The 26,369-nt window shown below is 32.6% G+C and carries 30 protein-coding genes and 2 pseudogenes; 3 read left to right on the top strand and 29 right to left on the bottom strand.

Going from position 1 to position 26,369, the window contains the following annotated elements; all coding sequences use genetic code 11:
- Positions 1 to 1,275: 1,275 nt before the first annotated feature.
- A pseudogene (locus ACF91D_RS20375) lies at positions 1,276 to 1,401 on the top strand (L-aspartate--L-methionine ligase LdmS); the annotation flags it as partial.
- Between the two features lie 552 nt (positions 1,402 to 1,953).
- Here the strand turns inward: ACF91D_RS20375 and ACF91D_RS20370 are convergent.
- A complete protein-coding gene (locus ACF91D_RS20370) occupies positions 1,954 to 2,871 on the bottom strand; it encodes a terpene synthase family protein (RefSeq protein ID WP_069793877.1) in 918 nt (305 codons plus the stop codon).
- 206 nt (positions 2,872 to 3,077) lie between these two features.
- Positions 3,078 to 3,488, bottom strand: a complete 411-nt coding sequence (locus ACF91D_RS20365) for a YolD-like family protein (protein WP_196583740.1) — start codon at positions 3,486 to 3,488, stop codon at positions 3,078 to 3,080.
- 119 nt (positions 3,489 to 3,607) lie between these two features.
- Here ACF91D_RS20365 and ACF91D_RS20360 point away from each other — a divergent pair, with 119 nt between their 5' ends.
- Positions 3,608 to 3,787, top strand: a complete 180-nt coding sequence (locus tag ACF91D_RS20360; RefSeq protein ID WP_038678570.1) for a hypothetical protein — start codon at positions 3,608 to 3,610, stop codon at positions 3,785 to 3,787.
- A gap of 114 nt (positions 3,788 to 3,901) precedes the next feature.
- Here ACF91D_RS20360 and ACF91D_RS20355 read toward each other — a convergent pair whose 3' ends face one another.
- Together ACF91D_RS20355 and ACF91D_RS20350 are read right to left on the bottom strand one after the other, a co-directional pair.
- Positions 3,902 to 4,426: a hypothetical protein gene (locus ACF91D_RS20355; protein ID WP_038678767.1), complete on the bottom strand. Its 525-nt coding sequence runs from the start codon at positions 4,424 to 4,426 to the stop codon at positions 3,902 to 3,904.
- A gap of 603 nt (positions 4,427 to 5,029) precedes the next feature.
- Entirely contained in the window at positions 5,030 to 5,803 is a 774-nt protein-coding gene (locus ACF91D_RS20350) for an acetoin reductase (protein ID WP_047173041.1), read from the bottom strand.
- A gap of 286 nt (positions 5,804 to 6,089) precedes the next feature.
- Between ACF91D_RS20350 and ACF91D_RS20345 the strand changes: the two genes are divergently transcribed.
- Positions 6,090 to 6,269, top strand: a complete 180-nt coding sequence (locus tag ACF91D_RS20345; RefSeq protein ID WP_058625938.1) for a hypothetical protein — start codon at positions 6,090 to 6,092, stop codon at positions 6,267 to 6,269.
- Positions 6,270 to 6,545: 276 nt separating this feature from the next.
- On the opposite strand, the gene ACF91D_RS20340 is transcribed toward ACF91D_RS20345, so the two are convergent.
- The 25 genes and pseudogenes from ACF91D_RS20340 to ACF91D_RS20220 all read right to left on the bottom strand — a co-directional run bounded on the left by ACF91D_RS20340 (position 6,546) and on the right by ACF91D_RS20220 (position 26,358).
- Positions 6,546 to 6,797, bottom strand: coding sequence for a hypothetical protein (locus ACF91D_RS20340; protein ID WP_096810205.1), 252 nt, complete (start codon positions 6,795 to 6,797; stop codon positions 6,546 to 6,548).
- Positions 6,769 to 7,155, bottom strand: a complete 387-nt coding sequence (locus ACF91D_RS20335) for a hypothetical protein (protein ID WP_096810207.1) — start codon at positions 7,153 to 7,155, stop codon at positions 6,769 to 6,771. Before ACF91D_RS20335 ends, ACF91D_RS20340 begins: the two co-directional genes overlap by 29 nt.
- A 3-nt stretch (positions 7,156 to 7,158) precedes the next feature.
- Entirely contained in the window at positions 7,159 to 7,461 is a 303-nt protein-coding gene (locus tag ACF91D_RS20330; protein WP_096810209.1) for a hypothetical protein, read from the bottom strand.
- 138 nt (positions 7,462 to 7,599) lie between these two features.
- Positions 7,600 to 7,797: a hypothetical protein gene (locus ACF91D_RS20325; RefSeq protein ID WP_196583742.1), complete on the bottom strand. Its 198-nt coding sequence runs from the start codon at positions 7,795 to 7,797 to the stop codon at positions 7,600 to 7,602.
- Positions 7,798 to 7,972: 175 nt separating this feature from the next.
- Complete coding sequence (locus tag ACF91D_RS20320) at positions 7,973 to 9,340, bottom strand: SH3 domain-containing protein (RefSeq protein ID WP_327620652.1); 1,368 nt, start codon at positions 9,338 to 9,340, stop codon at positions 7,973 to 7,975.
- A 52-nt stretch (positions 9,341 to 9,392) separates the two neighbouring features.
- On the bottom strand, positions 9,393 to 9,704 hold the full coding sequence (locus tag ACF91D_RS20315; protein WP_196583744.1) for a holin: 312 nt from the start codon (positions 9,702 to 9,704) through the stop codon (positions 9,393 to 9,395).
- Between the two features lie 137 nt (positions 9,705 to 9,841).
- Positions 9,842 to 10,207 (bottom strand): DUF2951 family protein, encoded by a 366-nt coding sequence (locus ACF91D_RS20310; protein ID WP_326034951.1) that lies wholly within the window; start codon positions 10,205 to 10,207, stop codon positions 9,842 to 9,844.
- A gap of 43 nt (positions 10,208 to 10,250) precedes the next feature.
- Positions 10,251 to 10,412: an XkdX family protein gene (locus ACF91D_RS20305; RefSeq protein WP_107540944.1), complete on the bottom strand. Its 162-nt coding sequence runs from the start codon at positions 10,410 to 10,412 to the stop codon at positions 10,251 to 10,253.
- Positions 10,387 to 10,797: a DUF2977 domain-containing protein gene (locus ACF91D_RS20300; protein ID WP_196583746.1), complete on the bottom strand. Its 411-nt coding sequence runs from the start codon at positions 10,795 to 10,797 to the stop codon at positions 10,387 to 10,389. The genes ACF91D_RS20305 and ACF91D_RS20300 overlap by 26 nt, the downstream gene beginning before the upstream one ends.
- Positions 10,797 to 12,239: a BppU family phage baseplate upper protein gene (locus ACF91D_RS20295; RefSeq protein ID WP_327620653.1), complete on the bottom strand. Its 1,443-nt coding sequence runs from the start codon at positions 12,237 to 12,239 to the stop codon at positions 10,797 to 10,799. Before ACF91D_RS20295 ends, ACF91D_RS20300 begins: the two co-directional genes overlap by 1 nt.
- Before the next feature lie 14 nt (positions 12,240 to 12,253).
- Positions 12,254 to 14,191, bottom strand: a complete 1,938-nt coding sequence (locus ACF91D_RS20290; protein WP_327620654.1) for a phage baseplate protein — start codon at positions 14,189 to 14,191, stop codon at positions 12,254 to 12,256.
- A gap of 16 nt (positions 14,192 to 14,207) precedes the next feature.
- Positions 14,208 to 14,747 (bottom strand): hypothetical protein, encoded by a 540-nt coding sequence (locus ACF91D_RS20285; protein WP_196583749.1) that lies wholly within the window; start codon positions 14,745 to 14,747, stop codon positions 14,208 to 14,210.
- 15 nt (positions 14,748 to 14,762) lie between these two features.
- The gene (locus ACF91D_RS20280) at positions 14,763 to 16,355 is read right to left on the bottom strand and encodes a phage tail protein (RefSeq protein WP_327620655.1); all 1,593 of its coding nucleotides are present in this window, start codon (positions 16,353 to 16,355) and stop codon (positions 14,763 to 14,765) included.
- Positions 16,356 to 16,363: 8 nt separating this feature from the next.
- Positions 16,364 to 17,188 (bottom strand): phage tail domain-containing protein, encoded by an 825-nt coding sequence (locus tag ACF91D_RS20275; protein ID WP_196583751.1) that lies wholly within the window; start codon positions 17,186 to 17,188, stop codon positions 16,364 to 16,366.
- Complete coding sequence (locus ACF91D_RS20270; RefSeq protein ID WP_392437617.1) at positions 17,188 to 21,699, bottom strand: peptidoglycan DD-metalloendopeptidase family protein; 4,512 nt, start codon at positions 21,697 to 21,699, stop codon at positions 17,188 to 17,190. The genes ACF91D_RS20275 and ACF91D_RS20270 overlap by 1 nt, the downstream gene beginning before the upstream one ends.
- A gap of 27 nt (positions 21,700 to 21,726) precedes the next feature.
- Positions 21,727 to 21,855, bottom strand: a complete 129-nt coding sequence (gene gpGT / locus ACF91D_RS20265; RefSeq protein WP_392437627.1) for a phage tail assembly chaperone GT — start codon at positions 21,853 to 21,855, stop codon at positions 21,727 to 21,729.
- 93 nt (positions 21,856 to 21,948) lie between these two features.
- A pseudogene (gene gpG, locus ACF91D_RS20260) lies at positions 21,949 to 22,245 on the bottom strand (phage tail assembly chaperone G); the annotation flags it as partial.
- 15 nt (positions 22,246 to 22,260) lie between these two features.
- Complete coding sequence (gpG, locus tag ACF91D_RS20255; protein WP_101049655.1) at positions 22,261 to 22,620, bottom strand: phage tail assembly chaperone G; 360 nt, start codon at positions 22,618 to 22,620, stop codon at positions 22,261 to 22,263.
- Between the two features lie 76 nt (positions 22,621 to 22,696).
- A complete protein-coding gene (locus ACF91D_RS20250; RefSeq protein WP_029376956.1) occupies positions 22,697 to 22,882 on the bottom strand; it encodes a hypothetical protein in 186 nt (61 codons plus the stop codon).
- Between the two features lie 18 nt (positions 22,883 to 22,900).
- A complete protein-coding gene (locus ACF91D_RS20245) occupies positions 22,901 to 23,530 on the bottom strand; it encodes a major tail protein (protein WP_101049657.1) in 630 nt (209 codons plus the stop codon).
- Positions 23,531 to 23,542: 12 nt separating this feature from the next.
- On the bottom strand, positions 23,543 to 23,947 hold the full coding sequence (locus ACF91D_RS20240) for a hypothetical protein (RefSeq protein WP_029376954.1): 405 nt from the start codon (positions 23,945 to 23,947) through the stop codon (positions 23,543 to 23,545).
- 2 nt (positions 23,948 to 23,949) lie between these two features.
- Positions 23,950 to 24,354: an HK97-gp10 family putative phage morphogenesis protein gene (locus tag ACF91D_RS20235; protein WP_119603799.1), complete on the bottom strand. Its 405-nt coding sequence runs from the start codon at positions 24,352 to 24,354 to the stop codon at positions 23,950 to 23,952.
- Positions 24,351 to 24,680, bottom strand: coding sequence for a hypothetical protein (locus ACF91D_RS20230; protein ID WP_327620657.1), 330 nt, complete (start codon positions 24,678 to 24,680; stop codon positions 24,351 to 24,353). Before ACF91D_RS20230 ends, ACF91D_RS20235 begins: the two co-directional genes overlap by 4 nt.
- Positions 24,670 to 25,011 carry a head-tail connector protein gene (locus ACF91D_RS20225; RefSeq protein WP_327620658.1) on the bottom strand — a complete coding sequence of 114 codons (342 nt, stop codon included), beginning with the start codon at positions 25,009 to 25,011 and terminating at the stop codon, positions 24,670 to 24,672. Before ACF91D_RS20225 ends, ACF91D_RS20230 begins: the two co-directional genes overlap by 11 nt.
- 18 nt (positions 25,012 to 25,029) lie before the next feature.
- On the bottom strand, positions 25,030 to 26,358 hold the full coding sequence (locus ACF91D_RS20220) for a phage major capsid protein (RefSeq protein WP_327620659.1): 1,329 nt from the start codon (positions 26,356 to 26,358) through the stop codon (positions 25,030 to 25,032).
- Positions 26,359 to 26,369 lie beyond the last annotated feature (11 nt).

The raw sequence follows: 26,369 nt of genomic DNA, 5'->3' as shown, positions 1-26,369 counted from the left end.
ATAATAACAACTTTGATTGAAAGATAATCACCTAAATTTATAAAAAAACAAACCGAAAAACTATTTTATTAGCTCTTGGTTTGTTTTATTTCTGTAATATTAAGTAATGTTTTTGTAATTTTGTTCATCACTTAACGGATATATGTAGATGTCTGAAGTCCACTTGGTACAGGTTATCATATTAATTTTAATTACTATATTAGGGAATCTCCTTATTTTTAAACAAATAGATTACTCTATAATTTTGTCTAACCTCTTAAGTCTAATACTTTAACTCTAAGGTCTCATCTTAATATAGGCTATTTTTAATAATTAAATTAAGCAAGTCACTCAATATATTTAAAAGAATTAATAATACATTCGAAGAATTAAAAACCATCCCGAAGGATGGCTGTGAAAAGATACTTTGAGGTGGTTAAGGGGGACCACCATATATACCATAGCATTAATATGATAGTTCTAATATTAGTACATTCCCTTAACTTTTTAACAAACACTGAATTAGATTCACCAAAACTAAAGCACCACTAAATTAATTCTTAATTTAACGAGAATTATTTTCTGTCGCAAATAGAGGTATTCTTTACGACCTATATATAACAGTATAGTTTAATGTTTATTAACTACTTGTTGACTAAATTTTTAAATTTGAATTACTTCTAAAAAACCCCTCTATCATCAAAGGTCGAAGAACCTAAAATAATAGAGGAGCTTGGGAAATGTGATTGAGAATAAGATTCGGGAGTGCAATTATAGTATTCCAGTTCAAATTATTTTTAAACACAAAACTTATATTTATTTTATATAAATTATCGTTACTATCTTAATATCTATATTTATCTAGTACATATTGATTTGTTTTTCTGTATAAACGTCCAAGAATAACTTAGAATTTTTGTATTATTATAAAAACATAATAATTACAGAAAGTTTTTCTCTTTAAATAAGAATCAAATAATCAAATTATTCTTATCCTCTTAAGTTAAATTTATAACCAATTATTTTATCTAAAAAGAATTTAAACTAACAATGTTTCATATCTCTATTATTAAGGTAAAGTGGTATATCCTTCTTAGTATATAAACATCTTAAAACGTAAATTTTTTAACCCAGTAAATTAAATTTTTCTCTTTCTTCAACATTTCCAAACCTTTTCATATTTTATATCATACGCATATCCAATTTCATATAAAACATCCCAGATATACTCATTCACTTTGAATTTCTTCAATAAAGATTAACATATATCAAATTATAAATATAAGGAGGTTTATAATGGAAAACCTACAAAACAAACAACCTATTTTAACGCTTAATGACCTTTATGCATCAAATGTTATTTATACTTCTAGACCTTCTTATGGTTCTAACCCATGGTTGGAACTTGAAGAACATCAATCTTAGGTTTAAAATTATCGCAGAATTATATTTTGTAATCTTCTTAACTATGAAACGACCAAAAAATTAAAAGTATTTTAAAACAAAAATACCGAAACCCTATTATTTCAAGAGTTTCGGTATGTAAGAACACTTTATAAAAACTAATTTACGGAAACTGTGGATGTTTATTCTTATTTATTAGATGAAACAGCCAAAGCCGAAAATGATAAGGCTATACAAGCGTTAGAAAGCATAGAAACTAATGCCAATGCGTTGGCGTAATCTTGTAAAAATTATATTAATATTGGCGTTTCGTTGGCTTAAAAATTCATTTACGACACTAACCAAACTTATCCAGATATAATAAAAACCCGTTAAATCAACGTTTTGCTCACGTCAACTTAACGGGGATTATCTAATTTACGGAAACGGAGTACTTTTCCAAATGCCTATTATATAGTGTTCAAACGATTTTGTTGTCCGTTTATCGTCCGTTTATAAAACAACCCACCTATTCATTTAGGTGGGCTTTTACGTATTTCTTATTATTTTACAAACCTTTTTATTTAATTTTTAAAATCTTTTTGTAGTTAAACTCCATTCATAATTGGCTCGTACCGCATTTTCAACTCTAGAAACATATTTTATTATCTTGCTATTAAAAGGTTCGTTATCTGCGTATAATTTATTTTTAAGTTCACTATATTTTTTTATTTCTTGAACAGTTAACTCTTTTACATTTAATAATGCTTCTTCTATAGTACAATCATTCTCTTTTTGCACGCTTATTATTAAATTATGTATCTCGCCGTTATCTATTTCTTTTTTTAATGACAAAATATCATTTGTCCAATTAGCAATTTTATTTGCTGAGGTCATTAATTCATTAAAGTTTTTATCGCGTGCATTAGTAGTAACGAACGTCGCATCTCCTCTTTCAACTAAATCAAAACAAATATAAACACTACCACTATGTTGACGTTTTTCAATATAAGTTTCTATATCGGGCACATAATTTTCAATTTCATTTTCAATTTCCCAAATAATTGATTCAAAACATTTATCTATGCTATGAATTATTCTATTTTGCCATTCTATTGGCGCCCCTTTTCGTGCACGTTCCCACCAATTTCGCCAACCATTTATAAATGGATCTTCTTTATAATTATCTATATTTTTAAGCGCATTAATTATTTTACGAGAATATTCTTCAAATTCTTTTGGGTTTTTTATTTTATCACTATAATCATCAAGCATACATGTCAGTAAAAGGAAGTCCGAAGTTATTCTTACATCTTGAAAGGTATCGTATGGCTGAACGCGAGATGCTAAATATCCTATATTCTGTTTTTCATATTTTTTTGAATTGTTTTTACTTAAAATATTAAATTCTTTAGCCCACTCTATAGTTGATTTTTGAATTTCTTTGGCATAAGGACTAATATCTCCCCTAAATTTATTTTCAAGTTCTGGTATTCCATTAATATTCAATATTCATCACTCCAATTTTTAAAATAGTTAATAAATATATTCCCTATAAAATTTATTTTAAAACTTAAAACCACTTTAAATTTTATAAAGATTATATAAGAAGTCAAAAATATATTTTATACAAATGAAGTTATCGTAAAATAACATTAAACCCTTTTGAGGATTCTTTGTACTAATTTCATAATTACTTATTCATTTAAATAGTGTTATTTTATCTCCACTATATCTTTTAAATTAACTTTACTCAATCCACTTTCTTCATATAAATGCAGTGTTTGTGTATGAACATCTACTTTGTGAATATAACCCTCTTTAGTTTTAATATATCCATCAACAAAATAACGTAATTCAATTGTAGGGTCATGATACATTTTGAATATTAACTTATCATTTAAATCATTTAATTGGTGGTCGCTTAATGATGGTCTATCAATCTTATTTTGGTCTTGTATGTATTGCTCTAGTTGTTCATATTGTTCGGGCAAGGTCTTGAAGGCTTGCCACTTAACCATGCCACGTCCTTTTGGTATACGTGGATTAAGATATTCTCTAGGTATTTTTCGGTAATCTATTTCGTATTTATATTCATCTGGTGCGTTTGGATTTATCACTTTCATATTATCACCTCATGAATATAGTAGAACACTCGTTCCCATAAATCAATTTAATATCTACTTTTCTTATAATCAATTATAATTAATCGTTAGATAAATTCAGACAATCAAGGAGAATACATATGAATTATAAAAAAGAAATTGAAAAAATAGGTTGGAATACAAAAGAAGTAGCTAATCGAGTTGAAAGTTTAATCGAAGAAAAAGTAATAGATATAAAAGAAGAAGTAACCGAAGATCTATCAGTGGTTGTTGAAAAAGAAAGTAATAACCCAATACTCAATGAGTTTTTAAATAAATAAAAAACAGCCTATCTAATCAGATAGGCTAATTTATTACGCTTTGTTAAGCGTTCTACGTCGCTTAATAATTAAATACCCCAATTTTCTCATTGAAAACTAATTATTAATAAAAAATCATATAAATTGTAATTCATATATATCTTTATTTTCATAAGTATTAAAACTATCAATATGACCTTTTAATAATACTTCTTGTTTCTTTCTACTCACATTGTGATAATATGTTAGCCTAATATTCATATCTGATTCGTAACCATTATTTTGAATAGTATCGTCCAATTCATCGAATACAGTTTTATTAATAGGTAACATATAGCTTTCTTTGCTAGGTAACATATTTATATATTTCTTCTGAATTACATTATCTTTACCTAATATAACTTCGACAGTTATATTTTTAGCAGCTCCTCCACCAAGGTTATATAACTTTAAATAATCTTCGTTTTCTTCAGAATTTGAAGTCGTATTTCTTAAATTTAAATTTTTATTATCCTCTTTTTCTAAAAGGATTTGATTAAAACCAAGTGCTGGGATAAAACTAATTTTCATTTGGTAAAGTTGAACTGATACCGATACAAAATAAAATAACGCCATAATAAAAGTTCCTAGTGATCCAATTGCTGAAATAATATTTATCATATTAAATCTCCTTTTTTAATTTTTAGGAGACAGTAGTAGGAATTTAATCATAACATAAAAGATTGAATTACTATATATATTATTTTAAAAAGTACACTATCAAAAAACAAACACATGAGTATATACTTTTATAATATAATCACGCATAATCTATTATAAAATAAAAAACAGCCGATTTAACGGCTGTCTAAACTATTACCTATACTATCAAAGGAAGTTTCTATGTCTGAGAAACTAATGAAATTATATCATTATAAATTTAAAAAAACCATCCATAAGGATGGCTGTGAAAAAATATATTCAAGGTATAAGCTGCTAGGGGGCAACTTACAAATAGATTGTACCACATAAATAAAAAGACAGACACATAAGTGCCTGCCCGAGATATAATATAGAAATCTTTTTGAAAGGTAAGAAGTTCACAATGTATATATTATCAGAATATTCTATAATTTACAAGTGATAAATAAAAAGAGCAGACACGGGACAACGTATCTACTTCTTTTAGTAAGGTATATTTGAATGGTTAGCAATAATACATTGCTTAAAATATTTATATCATAAAAAAGACAACTCGTAAAGATGCGTCAAATATAGTTCATGTTATCTATATACTAACCCACCGTCAGTAAGTATAGACTGACCTGTAATATAACCAGAACCTTCTGAAGCTAAGAAAGATACTAAATTAGCAACGTCTCTTGGTTCTTGGTATCTTCCTAATTTTATTGCAGAAGAAAATTCTTCGAATGCATCTCCAGGCTCCATATCATCGTTATATTTAACCATTTCTTCATCGATACGATCCCACATCTTAGTTTTAGCAACGCCAGGACAATATGCATTAACTGTAATACCATCTTGAGCTAATTCTTTGGCCGCAGTCTGTGTAAAAGAACGAACCGCATGTTTAGTAGCTGAATATGTTCCTAACATTTCATAAGATTCATGCCCAGCAATACTACATGCATTTATAATTTTACCACCTGTATTTTGTTTTTTAAATTGCTCTGCTGCAGCCTGTGTCCCAAACACTGTACCATAAACATTTACATTGAAAAGTTTACTAAGCTGTTCTTCATCTATTTCTAAAAATGGAGAAACAGCATCTACTCCAGCGTTATTAACAAAAACGTCTATCTGACCAAACTCCGTAACTGCAAACTGTACTAATTCTTTTTGTTCTTTTTTTACCGAAACATCACTTTTGAATGCGGCAACATTAAAACCGTTGTTCTTAAATTCTTTTTCTGTTTCTAAAAGGAGTTCTTCATTAAGATCTTGTATTATTAAATTAAAACCATCATTTGCCAGTCTTTCTGCTATCCCTTTACCTAAACCACCTGCAGAACCCGTAATAACAGCTGTTTTATTCATCATAAATCATCCTCCAATATTATAATTTCTTAACTAACTTTATAATATCATCTATAGTCTTTTTCATCTAAGAAAGCGCTTAGAATTTGTAACATCCTAGTTTGTAAATATAAAATTTTAAAATAAAATCGGTGATTAAGCTCGTATTGAATTGGCAGGTCTGTCTTAACTCCTTTATATCATTTCTTTGAATTTCACTTAATTCAGTTTAATTTAGATTTCTTTTTTTCTTATAATAAATTATACTTAATCCTTATATAAATTCAGACAACCAAGGAGAGTGTACATGGATTACAAAAGTGAAATTAAAAAAATAGGTTGGAATAAAAAAGAAGTTGCTAATAGAGTGGAAAGTTTAATCGAAGAAGAAATAATAGATACAAAAGATGAATTAACTGACGATGTATCGACAGTTATTGAAAAAGAAGACAACAACCCTGTACTTAATGAATTTTTAAATAAATAAAAACAGCCCGCGGGGAGCAGACTGTTAAAAATATATCATTATCACACGTGGTAAAATGTACTAGTTTTTACTAGCCAATCTTAGTGTATTATGAAAAATTGATTTTTCAAAATTTGTGTTAATTTTACTAACATAATAACCACCCACACATGTCAGTGGGCGGTTTAATAGGTAATAATCATTATCATTTTATAATATGTACATGTGAATATATTGTACCACAAAAAACACCCACTAGTTGAGTGAGTGTTTTCAAACATTTATTTTAAAAAGCCATTATATATACTTCTTCAGATTTGGCACACTTATCATTTTACTTATTTGCGTTAAATCTTGATAAGATAAGTCCAAAATAACATATCTAAATGTAATATAAGGGCGAGTATCATCATAGACCCTATATACACCAAGACTTAATTCTTCACTGGTTATATCACTATCAGAATCACTTGAAGCATCTAGGAAATTTATATACATCGCGTCTAATTGCTTATCCACGTCAATCTTTATTCTTCTTTCTGCGATCATAAATTTTGGCCTCCTTTTTACGTTCGGATTCTTTTAATTGTGTCTTACTAGTTTCAAGTATAGTAACTATGTCCATATGATTTGAATTATCTTCAGCTATAATATTATAAATCTTTGGATTTCCTTCTTCTTTAATATTACCATAAGAAGAATATTTCCACCTAACATTAGGCCCTATACTTTCTTGTGAGAAAATATAATCTGGGTCAGATACTAAATTTTCAAAAAAATCTTCATTGCCCTTAAAATGTTTTCTTTCTTCGTGTTCATTCATTACATGAAATTCCCAAGTAGTTTTCTTTAATCGCACTTCTCTATTAAGTGGATCAGTAGTACTAAAAATATAATCGTCGTTCATTAGTTACTCATCCTCAGGAGTTCTTAAAAAGTTAATTTCACTTTCAGGTAATTTACCAAAAGCACTTTCATATTTAGCAACAATGTCGCTTGTAGTATCAGCTAAATGTTTTAACGTAGCAGGACTTACCATGATGTTTAACTCTTTTTCTATTCCACGAGGTGAATTCGACCTCATAATTAAAACTCCATCATTTTTTCCTGCCATAACTTCTATAGAATTAATATATACTGTTTCTTCATCAAAAATTGTTACATCTTCTTGTTCTTCTTTATCTGTTTCTGAATAGTAATTTTCGTATGCCATTTATATACCCCTTTAAAAATATTTTTAACAATATATAAAACATTTTAATATTCCTTGGATACGAACGTATAGGCGAACATGAAAAAAGACAGCCGGATTAACGACTGTCTCATGTAGTAAATATTCAATTATATGTTTCTAATAACCTAAATATTTGTATAACAAGTAAGCAGCGAAACCAATGATAGGGCCCCCAATAATAACTACAACAATAATACACCCCGTATCACCTAATGCCCATACTAAAAGCTTAATAATGACCACCCAAAATACAATGGTTAAAACAATGCCAATTAAGAGTAATAAAAGCATACCAAAACCAATACCTAATTCCATTTATCCTTCTCCCTCTCGTTATTCACCTAAAACTTTAATTATTTATGTAATTTAGCAAATAAAAAAGGCGCCGAAGCGCCAAATATAAATAATTCATAATTGTAACAATTTACTTTTATAATTATCTTATTTTAAATATTATCACAACTATATTGCTTGCTCAATAATTATTTTATTAACTAAAGGTTCCCCACGCATCTCCTATTCTACTACCATTTCCATTTGAGTCACCGATTGGCATATAAACACGTGCCCCACCGTTTACTGTCCACGCAATCCAAATATAACCGTCAAAGTCGTATACTTCGTCATAGTTTACAGATTGACCCGCATATAACATGCCTGCAATTTCCCAACCAGTCCACGGACCATTATATCTAGTATAGATATTAGTTGTTGCTGTAAATGTTCCTTTCTCAGGTTTCCACAAAATATTATGTTGATTTCTACGCCATTTATTACCGACTTTTTTACCTTTATCTTTGACTGGATTTTTCTTTTGTTCATCAGTAGGTATTGTTACACCATCTGTAACATTGTCTGGCACACCAACATCTAAAGTTGGATTTTTATAATATTTAGTGATTTCTTTAATGAAGTAATCTTGCATCTCATGTTGTTTTGCTGTCGAAGGTGCACCACTAATAATAGGGTCAAAGTCCACATGCAATGCCATACTTCTATGTGGACAGGCAGTCGCTACAAATTGATTGTGCAGCTTCACAGTTTTTCTATTTGGTTTTAAACCGTAATACAACATATCAATGGCTGCTTGTTTAAATATAGCTTGTTCGTTTTTCACAAAGTCTTTATTGCTAGCACGCATTGAATCACAAACTTCATAACCTAAATAATGACCATTACCATAACTATCAGCCACGTGCCACGCGATACGGAATGTATCAATCGCTCGCCACATTGTCTTTCTATCTCCATAATAATGAGCAACGCCTCCCTCATAACGAGCCACAGATGCATTACTCAAACGATTATATTGCTCTTTAGCAGAAATACTATCAGCTGTATTGTGAATAACCACACCATCAATAGAACCTACACGCTCATTCATTGTATAATTAATTGAATAATTGATTGTTTCTATCTTTGTTGATTCTGTAGTAACACCCTTTTCTGCGTCTTTATATGGTGGACGAATGACACCTACAAAATCATCATACACATGATCTTGAATAAATGCTGCAGGACTTCCATTGTTTGAAGCGTTATACCAATTTTGGTCAATACTATCAAATAAATATTGATTCGCATTAGTAATCATACCTGTATGTCCATAGCTTCCATCATCTAATACAAAAATATCGCCTTTTTGAGGGATAAATTTTTTCGTGTTTTTAATGACTTGGAATCCTTTCGGATATTTATAATCAATAAAATCAACTGCATTACCCGTTGGGTGTACATCAAAATGTGCTTTTAAAAATTCTATAATAAACGTTGCACATTGAGCCCCATTTGATTGTCCAGCTGTTAAACTTTTACCGATGTTTTTTACTGCCCAGTTAACGGCTTCTTGTTTTTTCATTTAAAAATACCTCCATAATAAAAAGCCGACCGTTAAGTCGACTTAATTCGTTTTATTTTTTAGGTTGTTTTGCTTCGGCTCCTCCACCCAGTTTGTTTGGATTTTTACCATTCTTATTCTTGAACGTTTCCCAAATACCTGTTGCCATAAGGCCACTTATCAACCCTGCTAGTAATCGACCCGCTACCGATAACTCACTTACAATTTCTGGAATGAATATTGTTATGCCGCCTATGAGTATTCCAATTACCATTGAAACAATCGGTATAAAGTTTTTAGGTATTGTCTTCGTTCTTTTAATAACTTCCGTTAATGCGATTGTGATAACTGAGATAATCCCAGCAAATGCGATAATTTGTTCCATTTATAATTCCTCCTAATTAATATAAAAAGCCGACACAAATGTGCCGACTTAATTTAAATATTATTTACAATCTCCAAACCAAAAACATTGCCAAAAGCTTCCACCTAATATGAATTTGAACATGGTTTTCACCTCCTTTAAATACCTAGCCAGCTTCTAATTAATGCAATGATTAAAGAACTAAACAATGTGAAAATTGTACCTATTATTAGCCATTTAAGTTGCTTAAACTCTTTACGACTTTCTTCTTTATGAAGCCTTTCAGATTCCCTCTCTTTATTTATGGAATCTAAGGTGAAATCCATTTTCTGATTTGTTAATTCTTGGGTGTGTTGACCTCTTTCGATTTCTCTTAACGAGTTATGAAGTTTTTCGATAGCGTTGTAAACTTCTTTTCTATCTTCTTTTATTGTCGTTTCTATATTCCTAAATCGTTTATCGTTATATCTGTCTTTGTCCTCTAAGATACCAACCCGTCGTTCAATATCTTTTGTTCCATCCACACTCAACATGCCACCCACTTTCTATAAAATAAAAACCACAAGTCTAAGCCTGTGGTTGTTCTGGATATTTTTCACCAGTGATCAATGCGTATTCTTCTTTGTCTATAACTTCCATATCTACAAACCATTTTATTTGGTCGTTTGTGTAACAACCCCAACCGTACATTGTTTTAATATCTTCATACTTCGGAAATAGCATTTTCATCTTTATCCACCTCTTTAATATCATCTATAGCTTGGTTTATTCTCACTAACTCCTGTGATAATTGAGAGTTTTGTTTAGACAATTGCATAACCATTGTATTAGCTTGTACAATTTGAACTTGCATAGTCGCGAACATTACACGTAGTTCCTCATCTGTACCAGGCGCGACAATTGTAGGCGGTACGGTCGGCAAATTTATTTCAGTGTCTTCTTCAAAATCACTATTCAATTCAATTGTCCCTTCATTGTATAAATAACGTGTAGGTTTGAAATACAACATAAAGCCTTGTGGTACTATAGAATCATCTATTTCAAAATCCCCATCTAAACTACCAACTATGGCGTAATCAATAATTTCATTCTTCTTATTAATTAATATTCTCATTATTTATACACCCCTATAATTTTCTGAATGGTAAATTTGTTCGCATTAGCTCCAGACCCTTCACCAGTTAAAATATTCACATAGTTGTCTGAATTGATTTCTAATTTTTGTCTGCTAATTTTCTTTAATGTACATTCATAACTTGTTGCGTCTGTTGCGTCCAAACCTACTACATTATCAGTGTTGATATTGATGTTACGTGTGCCAATAGGATTACCTAAAGCAGAAAACTCACCACCAGGAAAATCTCCAATAATATACAACATTATGAAATTGTCTAAATCTTCATCTAAATTAATGGCAGTACCAACACCACTTGCAGTACCTTCAAATAAAATTTTATTACGCTTACTATACTTTTCATCTGTATATTGTTTGGCGTTGTTTTCTGCTGTGTTGGCTTTAGATTGGGCATCTATAGTTTTCTCTAGCCCGTCCATTCTATTCTCCCATCCACTCCACTCATTGTAATATCTCATTACAAATTCTTTATTTACATTATATGGTCTGTATACTATGTGTTTTACTGTTCCAGGTGGTTTGACTGACACTTCAATAAAACCACTTGTACTGACCCCACTTATAGTTATAGGAGTACCTAATCCGTAATAGAAACCAGGAGGAAGCGCTTGTAATTTAGATAAATCATTATTCAAACTCACATTAGGATAATTTCCATCATCGTCAGTTAATTTGTACTTTTGCCAATTGCCTGTCTGTCCAGTCGTAATCAACCCACTACCATTTACTGATTCTTGGAAAGCTTGGAACTTATCATCCATATAAACTTTATCATCATCGAACTTAGCGCTATATTCTGAACCTTTATCATTTAATTCTTTCATCTTAGCTGTGTGATTAGCATTATAGGCATCTTGTTTTTGTTGAATAAGAGTTGTTAATGCTGCAATACCATCTTCGGTAGTTTGATTTACTTGTGAAACATAGTCGTTCATGTTTTCAAAATCGTTATTTAATTTAGTCATCATTTCTGCTACTTCTGCTCTCATATCGGCAAAGTATTTAATTTCTCTTATTTTATCTTCAGCTGGTAATGAAGCTATCAAATCATTGGTCACATCAAAAGTGAATTTTCGTTGTACAATTGTTTGCTCTTGATCTAAAGTAGTTACATATACTTGACCTACTACATTTTTAGCAACTCTCATAAAATCAGTAGGAATCGTGTATGTCACAACTCCATTTAATTCATCTACATAATTTAAGTTATCATCTACTAAAAAACTATCCCCAGATTCAAGTGCTATGAAAACTTTTACGTTCTCTTGGCTCAATGAGAGAGGATAGTTATTACGTGTAATATGAAATTGTAGTATTGCTGTATTAGTATCTTGATTCCAAAAACTAACACCAAGTTTACTTAAACTCTGATAATTAGCTGTTGTTTCTAATTTAACATTAGTTATTTTATCCATTGACATATTTTGTCATCCTCCTACAAATTAGTGCCTTTAAATTGAGTCCAACTTGAAATACGTTCTGGCTTACCTGATGAAGAAAAATAAGCGATTATTTGTTCAACTGGCGCAGTAGAAGCTACACGAGTTAATGTTACTCTGAAACGACTACTTGTCACGTTGTCTACATAGCAAGTCCAACCAGCAACACCAGGAAGTGGGAAGTCTTTTAATTTACTACTTGTTGCAGTATCGATGTACCATTCTTTGTTAGCGACAATGCCTAGTTGGTTCATATTTGTAATATGGTTAGGCACTGCTTCTGCTACACCACCAATACTTGCTAAACCAACATGACACCAACTAGAAGCTCCGTTTGTATCTGCAAAGTTATTCACCGAAACTAAACGAGTGAATTGCATTATGTCACGATCGAATGTATTTCTTGTTAACGTTTGTTTCATAACACCTTGAACATTAAAAGCACTGTTGTTTAAGAACCAACCACCATCTCGCATTTCTTTCGGCAATGGGAAATCTGATACTCTCATAGTATCAACAGTGTTCATATAATAATCCCCAGGTTCGAGTAAATCAGCCATTCTGTTGAAGTGTTCTACTGGGAAACTCTTAGTTCTCCCACCTGTTTCGTAAGTTGAAATTGGTGTTTTAGGTGCTTTCATTTTTTCAAACAATCCACGCATGAATATTCCATGTACTTCGTGTGCGCGATAGTTAGCTGCACCAACTGTTACACCGACAAGTAAAGCCTTCTTACCAGTTTCTTCATCGTAATAGATTTGGCAACCTTCTGCTTCTGCAAAGTCTCCAGGATATTCATTTCCAGATATACCAATATCGACTTCTTTTTGATATAATTGTTTTCCGTTTTTCAAATCAAATACGGTCATAAAATTTGGTATTTCTGGGTTGCTATCCCCTGTGTACCAATATAATTTACCGTCATCGTAAGCACACCCTTGCATTGGTTGAGTAATATCTCCAAATGATGTTAGATGCTTAGGTATATCCATACTGTATAAAACCTTATCGACTTTATTATCGATATCTTCTATTCGTCTAATTTCTACGTAGTTAGCAGTTTGTCGAGATTCCCATTCACTCTTAGGATATTCAATTCTTAACATGATTAATCCTTCATGTTCATTGATATATGGTGTCATATATGGACGTTCTGGATGACCAGTATATACTTCTTCCATATCATACTCACCATAACCTAAAGTAATATCTGGACGATAAGTGAACCTAACTAATGCACGATAACCATCTGGTCGTTTAATGTTAGAATAAATCCATGTCTTGTTTTCTACTTTGTCATGTCTTAAAGCAATTTGCGTTCCATGACCACCACCGTCAATTTCCATTTGCGAAAGGAATTGACCGTTAGCTTTCATTTTCGTTAATTTATAATTTTCTCTATAAGCCTGTGTTTGATATGCTATATCACAAGTTTCATCAATTAAGAATGATTGCATAACAGAGTTGGTCATTGGTGATAGGTTAGTAAGATATTGCCAAGAAGAATTCGGAATATCAAATTCAAACTCTTGTGCTAACATTTGATTTCTTGTTTCTTCTACAGTATTAGTTAATTCTTCTTTATCTATTTCATGTCTGTTAGAATCTGATAATAATCTATCAAACAATGTTTCGTGTCTTGTTCCTAACGTGTCCAACCTAGCGTCTTTAACTTCTTGTAAACTGTTTTTCCCTTTAGATAAGACTAAATTATCATAGCGCTTATTAATGATATTCAGTCCACGTTCAACAGTTTTAAATCTTTCATCTGTTATCTGTGCAGAGTGATGGGCTTCCTTTTCCTCTAATTTGTGATATCTGAACTTGTCTGCAAATTCATTAACAAAAGTTTCAGTTCTTAAAAAGTTAGTGTGCAATTCTTGTCTGAAACCTTGTCCAAGTGATGACGTTAAGCTTTTTTGTAGTTTTAACATTTATCTAAGCTCCTTTTTAAATCATTATTATTGTGTCTATAGGAAACCAATTACTAGCTGTTATTGTGGATTGTGTCGCACGTTCTAAATCTATATTACCTGTCGTTTGAACACGCCACCTTGCAAAATTAGGAGTGCCAGAAATAATGGAACTATTTTGTACAAACGGCCGACTTTCACTCAAAACCACATTTAAACTTTTTGGTAAATAACCGATAGTTCCTATTGCTGTTAAACCTTTAACCGCACCTTTGAGCGATAAAAAAGAAACACCACTGACTGAAATTACTTTAGCCTTCGGTGTTTCGTTTGCACTATATGGGGTTATACCGTTGTTCAATACAATGTCTTGCCAACCTGTATCATGAACTGTATTTTCAATAGCACTTTGTAGGTTAGCGATTTGAATTTTAATACTACTCAAATCTTCTATAACATCTGTACTGTTTAATTCTTCAATATTATCAGGTAAACCATTCACGCAACTTACATCGGTGAAAGGGAAATATTGATTGCCTTCTTTATCTATTAAGGGTCTAGCATCTATAACAGCCATTTAACCCCTCCTTTATTAATCATCGACTAATACGCTACCCATCACATCACCATAAAAGTCATAACTGTGATTATTATTAACATTCCAATTACCTTGTGCAATCGTACTGTTAGCACGTTTAATTCTTTCGTTTGTTCTTGTTTGTATATCGATAATATCTATTTTAGCATTACTAAATTCTATATCTACTGGTTTTTGTGTAAGGGGGTGATACTTAGTTAATTTGACTACTTTTAAATCTGTATTAAAATTTAAAGGTTTATGAATAAATCGAACAATATTATTCTCTTTAACATCTTCTTCACCTATATACATAATATCGTCGCCATTTGTTAAGTAGTTCGTTGCCAATTCTACTGTTGGTTCATCATTCAACTGTTCTTTCAACCCGTCAATTAGATCTGTTGTGTTTGTATATTTTTCATCAAACACAGTAGGCGCTTGCATGTGACCAAAAGCTTCATAATTCGGTGATTTATATTCACCGTATACGTGGTAAACGTCTTTGCCTTTTAATACAGCTGTTAAGTTGAGTATGGTTGTTTTTTCAGTCCCAACATACATGACTGGTGGTTTGTTTTTATAATCAACACCCGATTTACCACCTCTAAATACAACTTTAAAAGTATGTTTTCCTTTGCTTAGGTTTTTTGCAATCGTAACCGAATCTGTTTTAGCAGTTTTTCTGTATTGTTCAAAAGTATTTACTTTCTTATCATCAAGATAGATATCGACAATGCCACCTTTTGAGCCTTTCTTGCGCGTCCAATTCAAAGATTCGTTACCCCATTTACATGTAAAACTTACACTGTAACTTGCTCCTACTTTTTCTGTTGTCCAAGTTCCTGTTTTATCAAAAGTACCACTATATTTTAAATCTTTAGGTTTTATAGGTTTATAATTTTTCGTTTCTGATTTGGTTTTCTTTTTACCGTAACCCCGAATGATTGTTTTTAAATCCGTAGTTACAATTTCTAAACTAACATCATCAGAATTACCTCTATATATCAAAGGGAAATTCGCGCGTGTATAAAACTGGTCTGGACTATAAAAGTATATTTTTTTATTATCTGCAAAATAAATATAATTAAAATACTCTGCACCTTCGGTTATATATTCCAAACCATTTTTATTACCTAACTCTGAAACTTGTGCTAGACGCTTATTATCGCCGATTATTTCATATTTAAATCCTAGTGGTTCGTTATCAAATGCAAATTGAAGGAACTGTTCAAGTGTATAGTTTGGTGCATTATCATCTTCAACTGTTTCGGTATTCAATTCTTCATCTTCAATGTCTTTCTCAATGTAATGGTTTTGAAATTCCATAAAAATATGTTTTGCTTCTACTTCACATGTTATTACCTGTGTGTCAAAAGATAATGAAGTAGATTTAATTACATAATGTTGATTGTCATATATGATGTAATTTTCATTTACCAACATTTCAAATATATCTTCTGTTCCACTAACTTTTATAGCAGTAAATGATATTGAACGATCACCGTTTTTCTCATATTCATATTTAAAAGTATCTGGATCATAATCATGCAATACCTCCACAAAATTACCAGCTCTATTTTTTAATATCAATTCTTTGTTTCGCACAATATCACCTACCTGTATACAAAGTTAAATTCAAATTCAGTATAAACATTCGTTATATTGTTTCCTTCTATTGCTATGTTGTTCATACCTTCTGCTAGATTTATCCAATCCAAATTACTTTCAAAACCTACTCGTTTATTACCAATAATAGGATGCGTACCGTTCAACGTTAACGTTTGTGAACTCTTTAATGTTCCATAATATATAAAACGATCCCCAGTAGTGTGATTGACAAGTGATAAACCGTTTGGTGCATCTGCTTTTATTCTGATAATAAGTTTATGGTTTAACGGGTCTATAGTGTCATTACTACCGTTCCATATTTTAAATCCCTTTCTATTATGCCTATAACTTATATCTTGGTCTGTTATCAAACCACTCTCAAATTGCCAGTTATCAGATAAAAAATTAACATCCAGTGTATCTTTTAACGATTCTGAAAAACCTTTGATAACTACAAATGTAACTTCAAATTCTCCAAACTTAGTTCCTATATCTGTAATTGCATTTTCTTCACAATATACTGCGTACTTTATCGCTGGCATGTCAGAATGAACAATAAAAAAGGGGTCTCTCCTAAATAGGAGACCCCTCAATTTATGTTTAAATAACTTGTAATCTTGTGTATCTGTGCCACGATAGAAAAAACGTAGTACCAATTTGAATGTGCCAAATGATGCTCTACCTATCCTAATACCATCTCTACCTTTCGTTTCGACAGTGTTGGGTATAACTTCAACACCTTCTTCTTTGGCGTCTAAAAATTTCAAACCTTTTAAGTCAGTGAGAGTAGTAGAAAAATCATCGTTAAAAATTGTTACCGTTTTTACCATTAGAATACGACACCTCCTTTAGAATAAGCTGACATTCTAGCTCGTCTACCCTGTTCTTGGCTTACATTACGTTCATTAAACCCAGTTGGTTTATGTTCTAGGCGTTGATTACTAGCAACTAGTTGAGTAAGTAATTCAACTTGTTTTTGAGTAGCTTCTAGTTGTTTTGCCATGACATTAATCATTTCATTGTCGCTATTGCTAGTAGCCGACGGTGTGCGCATTTGATTAGGTCGTTTGTTTTTCTTATTACCTTCTATTCTTTGTCTAGCTATAGCAAGTAACTTCATTGCGTCAGATTGTCTACTTGGGTCTGTAGGTATTACAAATTCTGGATGTCCTTCTTCTGCTAAATTGTATAAACCAGACGAATTAATCAATCCACCAGTGGCAAAACGACGCCCACCAGATGGACCCCAACCACTCTTGCCATATGGTAAATCTCTACGCCAGTTTTTATTGTTGAAGAAAGCTAGCAACTGATCGTAACCAGATTTGATATTTCCATGTCCTTTCATGGCATATGATTTAAACGTACTAGGTACGTACTGTAATAAACCTTGTGCTGGAGTGCCACGTAAATTGTTAATATCTCCGATGTTACCTTGAGTTACTCCTGCATCACCATTTGACTCTCTAGATATTTGGGCAATGATACCTTTTCTTTCTGCACTTGAAAGATTCACTTTCATTTTCTTAGCGGCTTTGTCAATTGTACTTCCCCATGCCGAAGGTTTTTTCTTACCTCCTCCACCAAGACCTTTGAGCCATTCAAGTACATTGGATTGTGGTTTACCATTTTTATTAAGTTGGAAATGAAGATGTCCTGAACCTGCCGTAAATGCACCAGTGTTACCTGATTTAGCAATTAAATCACCAACACCGACCTTTTGGCCTTTGCTAACTAATTGTTTGCTTAAGTGCATATACCAGTTAGTTAATCCTTTACCTATATCAACTTCAATAGATTTACCGCCGCCATAGTCATTCCATACTTTTGATACTTTACCTCCAGCAACAGCTTTAACGTTTGTACCTGGCATCATACCAAAGTCCACACCATAGTGTTTACCACCGTTAAATCCTAATCCACCAGTGTAGTTACCGAATTTCTGCCAAATATCATGTTTTAACAACCATCCAGCGTCACCTTCGCCACCTTCTGCTTCTTCAAACCAAGATTTGATTAAGTCAGTAGCTGCTGATTTAAGTTTTTTAAACATACCCCCCATTAGATCATAAGGAACGTTGCCTTTTTCAATACCAAACGAACTCATACCGACACCCATACCATCTAATATTTTATTAAGTAATTTACCCGGCTTTTTAATCCAGTCCATTACATCACCAATATTTTTAGTAATCCAGTCTTTTGAAAACTTACCTGCACTAGTTAAAGCTTCGCCAGTCTTCTGCATACCTTTTGATATACCATGTTTGGCAGAATCGTAAGTACCATTTACTGCATCCCATCCTTGCTCTAATAAGTTCTTATCTTTCTTCTTGTTCTTACCTGTACCTTTAGAGAATTTAGGAATTTGTCCTGTTTTTTGTAACTTAGATGTAGTACGACCATTAATTACTCTATCGCCTTTATCTAACATTACTGTAGCGTCTTTTCCTTGTGGTGCAAATACCGAGCCGTTACTCTTCTGAACTAACTCTTGATAACCTCCAATTCCTCGAGCGTTACCTGGACCACTATCATTCACTGTAGCTAATGTAGGGCTACTTATTGCACCATTTGAAACTACATTACCAGAAGCACCTTCTGTACCCGTTGATAGTTTAACTGGTTTAATCATTTCTTTCCCCATGCCTAGCATAGAACCAACTTTATTAATACCTTTAATTAAACTATTCAGACCTTTTTCAACGCCACCCATCATGTCGTCGAAGAATCCAGTAATCTTGCCAATGATTTTCTTCAAGCTATCTCTCATTACTCCAAAAGCACCTGTTACTTTATCCTTGATGCCAGTAGCCATTCCAACCACTTTATCTTTAATATTCGTCCACTTATCAACTAAGTAATTACGGACTGCATTAAATATCTTACGTGTTCCTGTTGATAAAGAGTTAAATTTGTCTTTAACACCGTTCCATAGCGCTTTAGCAAGCGAAACTACTTTATTTTTTATAGCATTCCACACACTATATAAGAAGTTTCTTATTTTACTTGTAATTGAATTCACACTATTTCTCAAATTAGTAAACATACTTTTTACGCCGTTCCATAAAGATTTAGCTCTTGAAACAACGCCGTTTTTAATATTTGTCCATAGTTTTAAAGAGAAATTCTTAACTGCATTAAATATCGATATAATACCTTTTTTCAAAGCATTAAATGTGTTTGTAATTCTAGATTTTAATACTTTAACAATATTTATAATGCCATTTTTTATTGCGTTCCATACTTTGATAGAGAATGACTTTATAGAATTAAATATAGTCACTACTATACGTTTAACAAGATTGAAGTTAGTTCTAGCTTGATTTACATAAGCTTTAATAATTGCAACTACACCATTTTTTAATAATGTCCAAATTTTAATTGCTGCTGCTTTCATTCCATTCCATAAAGTGGACAACACATTTTTCAATGCCTTAATAGGATTTTGAATTGCGTATTTAATTCCATTCCATGTAGTAGTAGCAACCTTTTTGAGTGTATTCCAAACTGCTATTGATGATTTCTTAATAGCATTCCATATATTTATGATGTATGGTTTAATGAAACCAAATACAGAGATAGCAGCTCTCTTAATAGCGTTCCAAGCCGAAATAACTGCATTTCTAAATGTACTATTAGTTTTCCATAGATATATGATGCCACCAACTAATGCAGTAATAGCAGTTATAACTATACCTACTGGTCCAGTCATAAATCTTATTGCTAGTCCTAAACCTCTAGTCGCTACTGTTGCCGCTTTTGTAACACCTGTCCATACGACCGTTGCTGCTGCAGCCACTTTCGACTTAATAGCTTGTGCTGTTTGAGAAGTGGTTAAAGCTGCAACAGCATACCTATACGCGTTAGCTATACCTCTAGCAGTAGCAGTAACGTCATTCCACAATGCTTGCGAAGCAGTAGATATTTTAGCTGCTGTATTATGTCTTGCGAAGAATTTTATCAATCCCGAAAGACCGCTAAACATTCCACCAATCATACTTGTGAATTTACCAAATATAGTTAGTACGGGTCCCATTGTTACTAATGTGATACCTAGCCATTTTACTATTCCACCAAGTGTTTTTTGAGTGCCTCCATCTAAACTTTGCCACCACTTAATAACACTTGAAATACCACTTGTTAATTTACTAAAAGCACTACCTATTTTTTCTCCCGTTTCTTTTGCCCATTGTTGCGCACCAGGGGATTTAAGAAGGCTTTCAAATTCATGCAATGATCCTTTAGCTTGTTCAAATACGCCACCTAGTAAACTTTCACCAATTTGACCGATATAAGCCTTTGTATTCTGAACCATACCTGACCATGACTTAGAATATGCACCAGCCATTCCACCAGCAAAGTCATCCATTACAGCAAGGAAGTCTTTCGAACTTACTTCTCCTTCTGTAACCATTTTTCTAAATGCATCATAAGACACACCTAAATGTTTCGCCATTGCATTACTGAATCCTGGCATACCTTCTTCAACCATATTCAATTCTTCTGTCATTAATTTACCTTGCCCCTGAACACGGTTAAATATCATTGCCATTTCAGATACTGGTCTATTAGAACCAACTGCAGCATCACCAACTAATTTGATGTATTTCTGTAGCTCTTTACCTTCTTTAACTCCTGCTGCAAGCGCACCTGCTGCAACGTCAGTACCTTCGGCCATTGTAGTCATACCGCCTTGAATAGCTTTTGCTACTTGGTCTGTTATAGATCCAACTTCTTTAGTTGAATATCCTAACCCCTCCAATTTAGCTTTCGCACTATCCAAACCAACAAGCCTATCAAAACCTAATTTAGCTGTAATACCAGCCATTGCAGTTCCTGCAATCAACGCTGGTTTAGTTATACTACTTGTGAGTGAACTCCCCATGTCTTGCGCCTTTTGTCCAACACCAGTCATACTTTCGCCAATACTACTAAAACTGTTGGCCAATCTTCCACTTAGTGAAAATTTTTCTTTGTAATATTGATTTAAGCGACCGTATTCATCACGCATTGCGTTTATAGAGTTTGCTTGCTTGTTATATTCAGTTTGAAGTCTAACAGCCTTAGCACTATTAGAACCTTGAGCTTGCGATACTTCATTATATTGTTTTTCTAACTCATTTAAGTTTGTAGTACCAGATTTAATTGCACCATCTAAATCGTTCATTCTTGATTTATAAGATGCAGCACTTTTTTCGCCATATTTAAAGTTATTACTAGATAATTTTAAACTTGAATCTAATGATCTAAACTCACGTTTTATTCCAGCTAATGTTTTACTAACCCCCATGTCTTTCATGGATAAGTCAATTTGTAATCCTTTTATTCTTTCTGCCATTACTCCACCTCCTTCTTTTGAGATGTATTACATGAACGCATCAATCATTGACTCTGATTTCTTAACATTTTTCTTGTTAGATTCGTCAACAATTTCCATAAAAAAAGAAAAAGGCATATCCATTAAATTATTAATGTCTTTGCCTTCTTTCATCATGTCTTTTACGAATTTTTTTATATTGTTTTTACTATCTTCCCATGAATTAATTTTTCCTATTTTCGCGTTACTTGTGTCGCCACTCATTTCAAAACCTTGACCTGAGGCAACGAATGTTATTTGTTCAATTAATTCAACGTTTCTAGTTACCGCGTCTAAACCTTCTAGTAGTTCTTTTTTAGTAAATTGATTATTGTAGATTCTAACTACTAAATCAGTGACAGTATGTATATCACAGTTACTATCACCATTTTCAATCTTAGATAATGTGTCTAGGCATTCCCACACTATTTCTAACTTGGTATTTAAAGGGGATACATATATTTCAGAATCTAAAATATAACCATTTTCATCGTAATCTTTTACAAGTTCGATTTTATTAACCTTCATAAGAAACGCCGCCTATTATTTAAGTAATTCTTTTAATCTTCTTTCGTTTTCTTCATTAACAACACCATCAGAAATAAATTGGATTTGTTCTTTGATTTTGTCGTTAACTTCTGGTGCGTTCGTACCTTCTAAAAATTCATCTGCAGTAAATTGTTTTTTATAGAAGTCCACAATAATTTCAATCATGTAATACAATGCTTCTTTTTCAGATTTAAAATTGCTATTTTCCACTTTCATAACTCGGTCTTGTAAATCTAATAAAGCTGGTCCAGGTGTGAATGGTGGTGTTAAAAATGTATTTGATTTAGTGATTTCACCTTTATCGTTTACTTCTTGAATTAACTCTACGAAATTTCTTTTTGTTCTTTTAGCCATAGTTTGATTGCTCCCTTATATATATGTTTGTTTTTTATTTGCAAATAAAAAGAGGGCGTTAAGCCCTCGATAGTTGTTATTCTTCTTTTTCTTTGATTAATACCTTGCCACGCTTGTTATCACTTGTTGTAAGGTCTAATATGCGATCATGTGATACTTTTTTATTTGCTGGCTTAGGAAATGTATCGCCAGCATTATATACTTTGTTCTTATCTTCTAAATCAATGAACTTGTGTAAGACTTCATATCTTTTCTTAGCCATAATCAAACCTCCTGTATGTTATGCGCCTAATTCTTCTTCTGGAGTCGTTGAACCTGTATCTTCGTTACTACTTTCAGAAGATTGTCCAAACACTGCTTCCCAAATAGCGTCTTTCATAACTGTAGTTCCTTTTGCATCATGCCCCATTAACATAGCTTTTTCTTCTTCAAAGCCTTTTACTGGTGCTTGCATAAATTCTGCAGTAGTAGAGTCAGAACTGAACTCAACACCATCTTCTTTAGTGTTTCCTTCTACTTCTGGGAATGTAAATAAGCCTTTAGGCAAGCCAACATATTCACGTGACCCATCTTCCATAGTCTTAGCAAACATAACTGCTACGTACGGTGGTGTATCATTACCAACTGATACAATGCCTGATTCTGATTTTTCTAAACCAAATAGAGCTACTCTATCTTCTAATGGTAATTTATGGAAACCAGCTTCTACTTCAATAGTTCCATTAGCTACTGCCATTTCTGCTACTTGGTTATCACCATAAGCTTTTTCAATTTCTTGGTCTTTAGACACTGAAATTTCTTGTAAATATTTAATACGTTCTGGATCAGTTACTTGTTGCACATCTTCACCATGTACTTTGTAATAAAATTCAGTTAAACCTGTAAATGAACGGTAATTTTTCTCTGCCATATTAAAACACTCCTAAATTTTGTAATATTGTTTGCCTTCAAATCTTTTTGCTTGGTGGTACAATTTAAAATCCTTGATATACTCGGGTTTAATTGATGAAGTTTCGCCAAACCCCAATTGCTCCCACATAATTCTTTGCAATAAAAAAACGAGCCTATCTGATAGGACTCGTCCATTAATGCCTGTATTTTGTTTTACGAAGATATCTATTTGGAATAGGTATTCGTATGTCATATTGTCGTCATCTGCAAAATCAGAGGGCTTAGGTGTGTCTATTGGGTCTATGACAATACATGTCGTCTTGATTTCTTGTGCGTTTGGATAATCGTAAAATTTAATATCGTTTTTATTAACGTTGTTCATAATTTCTTGATTATCTGTAATCGCTTTGTATATCTTCATCATGATGTCTTCCACTCTTACACCCTCCTTCTGATTTCTTCTTTCACTGTTCTAAAATAAGTTTCTCTACCTTCACGCATAGCTCGTTCAATTACACCTTTACCAGCGGTATTAACCCACTTACCTGAACGGTCGTAATGACCAAATTCATTAAGGTGAATTATTCTGTAACGTTGCTTAGGACCACGCCAATGAATTTTAACTGTACGCACGCCACCAATAGTCATTGGTTTAGATAAAGAAGTTTCAGACACTGATTCACCAGTATCTTTAAATGAACCCATATCTCTTTTTATAATCTGTACAACCTTTTGACCGCCTTTAGTTAAAGCAAAATCAGTTATACGTTTAGTTGCAGATTTACCAAACTTCTTTTCCAAATAAGCGATAATTTCTTTATCACCTTTAACAGATATTGTCATTCTTCTTCACCAACCACCTTGATGTAATTAGGAGTCTTAGCAAGAGCCACATTTTTTATATTAAAAAACAACCCTTTATAAATACCGTTTTTTATTTCAAATGTTTGATTAACATTGGGTATAAATTGGGGTTGTGGGTTTCTAATATTTAATGTGACTGACCTTTTACTAAGTTCTAAGTTGCCTAATTGAACATCTTTTTGTGTAGGTTCATACAATCCTCCGAAACAACTATAAATTTCTACTGGCTCATTCATTCCAGCTTCTGGACCATCGCTCATGTTTTCATAAAACGAAACTCTGAAATCTAATTGATTAAGATTCATCGTCTATCACCTCTAAGTTATCTGAACGCCATTTAGCCAATTTAGCTCTTAATGTTTGTATTAGAGCCATAGATGATGCTGGTACTTCAAAGCTTTGTTCATTCGTTGTTATTGAACGGTTGTCGTTATGGTGCGCAACTATATTTAAAACTGCTAAATTAAAAAGAGGATTATCCTTATAAAAAGGGTCATCCTCCTTGTTCTGTGAAACTGCTGTTTTAACTTCATTTATAGCGCCAGGTAGATAAACTTCCATAATTAAGTCGTCATCAAAATCATGATCTACACGTATCGCTTTTTTTACTGATTCAACGCTATCTAATTTAAACATTGAATTCACCTACTTTTCTTATGCTCCTAGTTCGCCATCTGATTCTTGTGCAGCGTCTTCAAACGTCACAAAGAAACCAGCATTTTCATCAGCTTGTTTAACATCGAAACGGAAAGCGCCCATCAAGTATTTACCGTAGATTTGGTTTTCAATCCATTGAACTGACATGTCAGTACGGTCTGCGAAGAATACGCCACGCTTGATATCTCCAATAAATGCTTTTGCATCACCATTAACACCAAGTAAATCATCACGTACAACTGTCACATTCATACCTAACACAGTATTACCAGCTGTATTAATAATGCTATCTTGTAATAAATAACGACCGTTACCATCTTTCAAAGTATCTAGTTTTTGGTAGAAACTTTGTGTACAGATGATTTGACGGTCGTAGCCTGGGTCTAATTTGATGTTAATAATTGATTTTAAATCATCAACATTTGAAACTGTTGTTGGATTAAAAGCTTTTAATACAGTACCAATTCTTTCATTTAACGTATTGATTTTTTGCTCGTTGATATTTTCAGATACAATAGCAGTTAAGTTAGCAACTGAATCGTCCAATGCTTCTTGTGAGATTGGAATAGACCCACGATAAGTCTGTACTTTCCATTCAATTGATTTGAATTCTGGTTTAGCTAACTCTGGGTTTGCTTCTAATTCTGCAACTGTACTGAATTTAGCATTAGCACGTTTCAAAATTGGGTACTCTCCACTAGGTCCATTAACCTTTTCTTTTTGTACTAACTGTGATAAGTCTTGTACTGTGTTAACTTCTTTTTCTGGAATATATTTAATGTCATGTGGAATTGTTACGCCTGCATCATCAGATTTAACATTATCTCGTTTTGCCCCTTTAGATTTCATATATTGTTCGAAACCTAGGATTTCCTCGTTAGTTTCTTGATTTTGATTTAATTTCGCCATAGATCGTTTCGCTCCTTCTTTTTTCTTTTTGTCTTTTTCTTCTTCCAGTTCTTCTTCTGTAGGTTCTTCTACTTTCTCGATAGCTGGTGGTTCATCTTTCGCCTTATCATCAGACGATGGTTTGTCATCCTCTGTTTTCGGCTTATCTTCTTCATCTGACTTATCATCGGTTGGTTTATCCTCTGACTTGTTGTCGACTACCTCTGCACCTTCATCTTTTTGCGGTACTTCTTCTTGCTTAGGTGCTGATGATTCAATTTCTTGTGATAATTGTTCAAGTTCTTCATACTCTTTTTTCTGCGCATCGATATCAGCTTTTAAATTACGAGCTGTTTCAAGGTCGCCCTTGTCAATTGCTTCTTGCGCTTTAGTAACCAAACTCGATAACTCTTTTTTACGGTCATCTAAATTAGCCATTTATAATCCTC

The sequence above is a fragment of the Staphylococcus sp. 231237_7MaSpsaltlick genome (assembly GCF_043107035.1).
The sequence above is the reverse complement of the archived record's forward strand: the minus strand, read 5'-3'. Positions and strand labels throughout refer to the sequence as shown.

What these genes read in the sequence shown, in the direction of transcription:
- ACF91D_RS20365 (WP_196583740.1), bottom strand. Translation starts at nt 3,488, where the DNA reads ATGAAAGTGATAAATCCAAACGCACCAGATGAATATAAATACGAAATA.
- ACF91D_RS20360 (WP_038678570.1), top strand. Translation starts at nt 3,608, where the DNA reads ATGAATTATAAAAAAGAAATTGAAAAAATAGGTTGGAATACAAAAGAA.
- ACF91D_RS20355 (WP_038678767.1), bottom strand. Translation starts at nt 4,426, where the DNA reads ATGATAAATATTATTTCAGCAATTGGATCACTAGGAACTTTTATTATG.
- ACF91D_RS20350 (WP_047173041.1), bottom strand. Translation starts at nt 5,803, where the DNA reads ATGAATAAAACAGCTGTTATTACGGGTTCTGCAGGTGGTTTAGGTAAA.
- ACF91D_RS20345 (WP_058625938.1), top strand. Translation starts at nt 6,090, where the DNA reads ATGGATTACAAAAGTGAAATTAAAAAAATAGGTTGGAATAAAAAAGAA.
- ACF91D_RS20340 (WP_096810205.1), bottom strand. Translation starts at nt 6,797, where the DNA reads ATGATCGCAGAAAGAAGAATAAAGATTGACGTGGATAAGCAATTAGAC.
- ACF91D_RS20335 (WP_096810207.1), bottom strand. Translation starts at nt 7,155, where the DNA reads ATGAACGACGATTATATTTTTAGTACTACTGATCCACTTAATAGAGAA.
- ACF91D_RS20330 (WP_096810209.1), bottom strand. Translation starts at nt 7,461, where the DNA reads ATGGCATACGAAAATTACTATTCAGAAACAGATAAAGAAGAACAAGAA.
- ACF91D_RS20325 (WP_196583742.1), bottom strand. Translation starts at nt 7,797, where the DNA reads ATGGAATTAGGTATTGGTTTTGGTATGCTTTTATTACTCTTAATTGGC.
- ACF91D_RS20320 (WP_327620652.1), bottom strand. Translation starts at nt 9,340, where the DNA reads ATGAAAAAACAAGAAGCCGTTAACTGGGCAGTAAAAAACATCGGTAAA.
- ACF91D_RS20315 (WP_196583744.1), bottom strand. Translation starts at nt 9,704, where the DNA reads ATGGAACAAATTATCGCATTTGCTGGGATTATCTCAGTTATCACAATC.
- ACF91D_RS20305 (WP_107540944.1), bottom strand. Translation starts at nt 10,412, where the DNA reads ATGAAAATGCTATTTCCGAAGTATGAAGATATTAAAACAATGTACGGT.
- ACF91D_RS20300 (WP_196583746.1), bottom strand. Translation starts at nt 10,797, where the DNA reads ATGAGAATATTAATTAATAAGAAGAATGAAATTATTGATTACGCCATA.
- ACF91D_RS20295 (WP_327620653.1), bottom strand. Translation starts at nt 12,239, where the DNA reads ATGTCAATGGATAAAATAACTAATGTTAAATTAGAAACAACAGCTAAT.
- ACF91D_RS20290 (WP_327620654.1), bottom strand. Translation starts at nt 14,191, where the DNA reads ATGTTAAAACTACAAAAAAGCTTAACGTCATCACTTGGACAAGGTTTC.
- ACF91D_RS20285 (WP_196583749.1), bottom strand. Translation starts at nt 14,747, where the DNA reads ATGGCTGTTATAGATGCTAGACCCTTAATAGATAAAGAAGGCAATCAA.
- ACF91D_RS20275 (WP_196583751.1), bottom strand. Translation starts at nt 17,188, where the DNA reads ATGGTAAAAACGGTAACAATTTTTAACGATGATTTTTCTACTACTCTC.
- ACF91D_RS20270 (WP_392437617.1), bottom strand. Translation starts at nt 21,699, where the DNA reads ATGGCAGAAAGAATAAAAGGATTACAAATTGACTTATCCATGAAAGAC.
- gpGT (WP_392437627.1), bottom strand. Translation starts at nt 21,855, where the DNA reads ATGATGAAAGAAGGCAAAGACATTAATAATTTAATGGATATGCCTTTT.
- gpG (WP_101049655.1), bottom strand. Translation starts at nt 22,620, where the DNA reads ATGGCTAAAAGAACAAAAAGAAATTTCGTAGAGTTAATTCAAGAAGTA.
- ACF91D_RS20250 (WP_029376956.1), bottom strand. Translation starts at nt 22,882, where the DNA reads ATGGCTAAGAAAAGATATGAAGTCTTACACAAGTTCATTGATTTAGAA.
- ACF91D_RS20245 (WP_101049657.1), bottom strand. Translation starts at nt 23,530, where the DNA reads ATGGCAGAGAAAAATTACCGTTCATTTACAGGTTTAACTGAATTTTAT.
- ACF91D_RS20235 (WP_119603799.1), bottom strand. Translation starts at nt 24,354, where the DNA reads ATGACAATATCTGTTAAAGGTGATAAAGAAATTATCGCTTATTTGGAA.
- ACF91D_RS20230 (WP_327620657.1), bottom strand. Translation starts at nt 24,680, where the DNA reads ATGAATCTTAATCAATTAGATTTCAGAGTTTCGTTTTATGAAAACATG.
- ACF91D_RS20225 (WP_327620658.1), bottom strand. Translation starts at nt 25,011, where the DNA reads ATGTTTAAATTAGATAGCGTTGAATCAGTAAAAAAAGCGATACGTGTA.
- ACF91D_RS20220 (WP_327620659.1), bottom strand. Translation starts at nt 26,358, where the DNA reads ATGGCTAATTTAGATGACCGTAAAAAAGAGTTATCGAGTTTGGTTACT.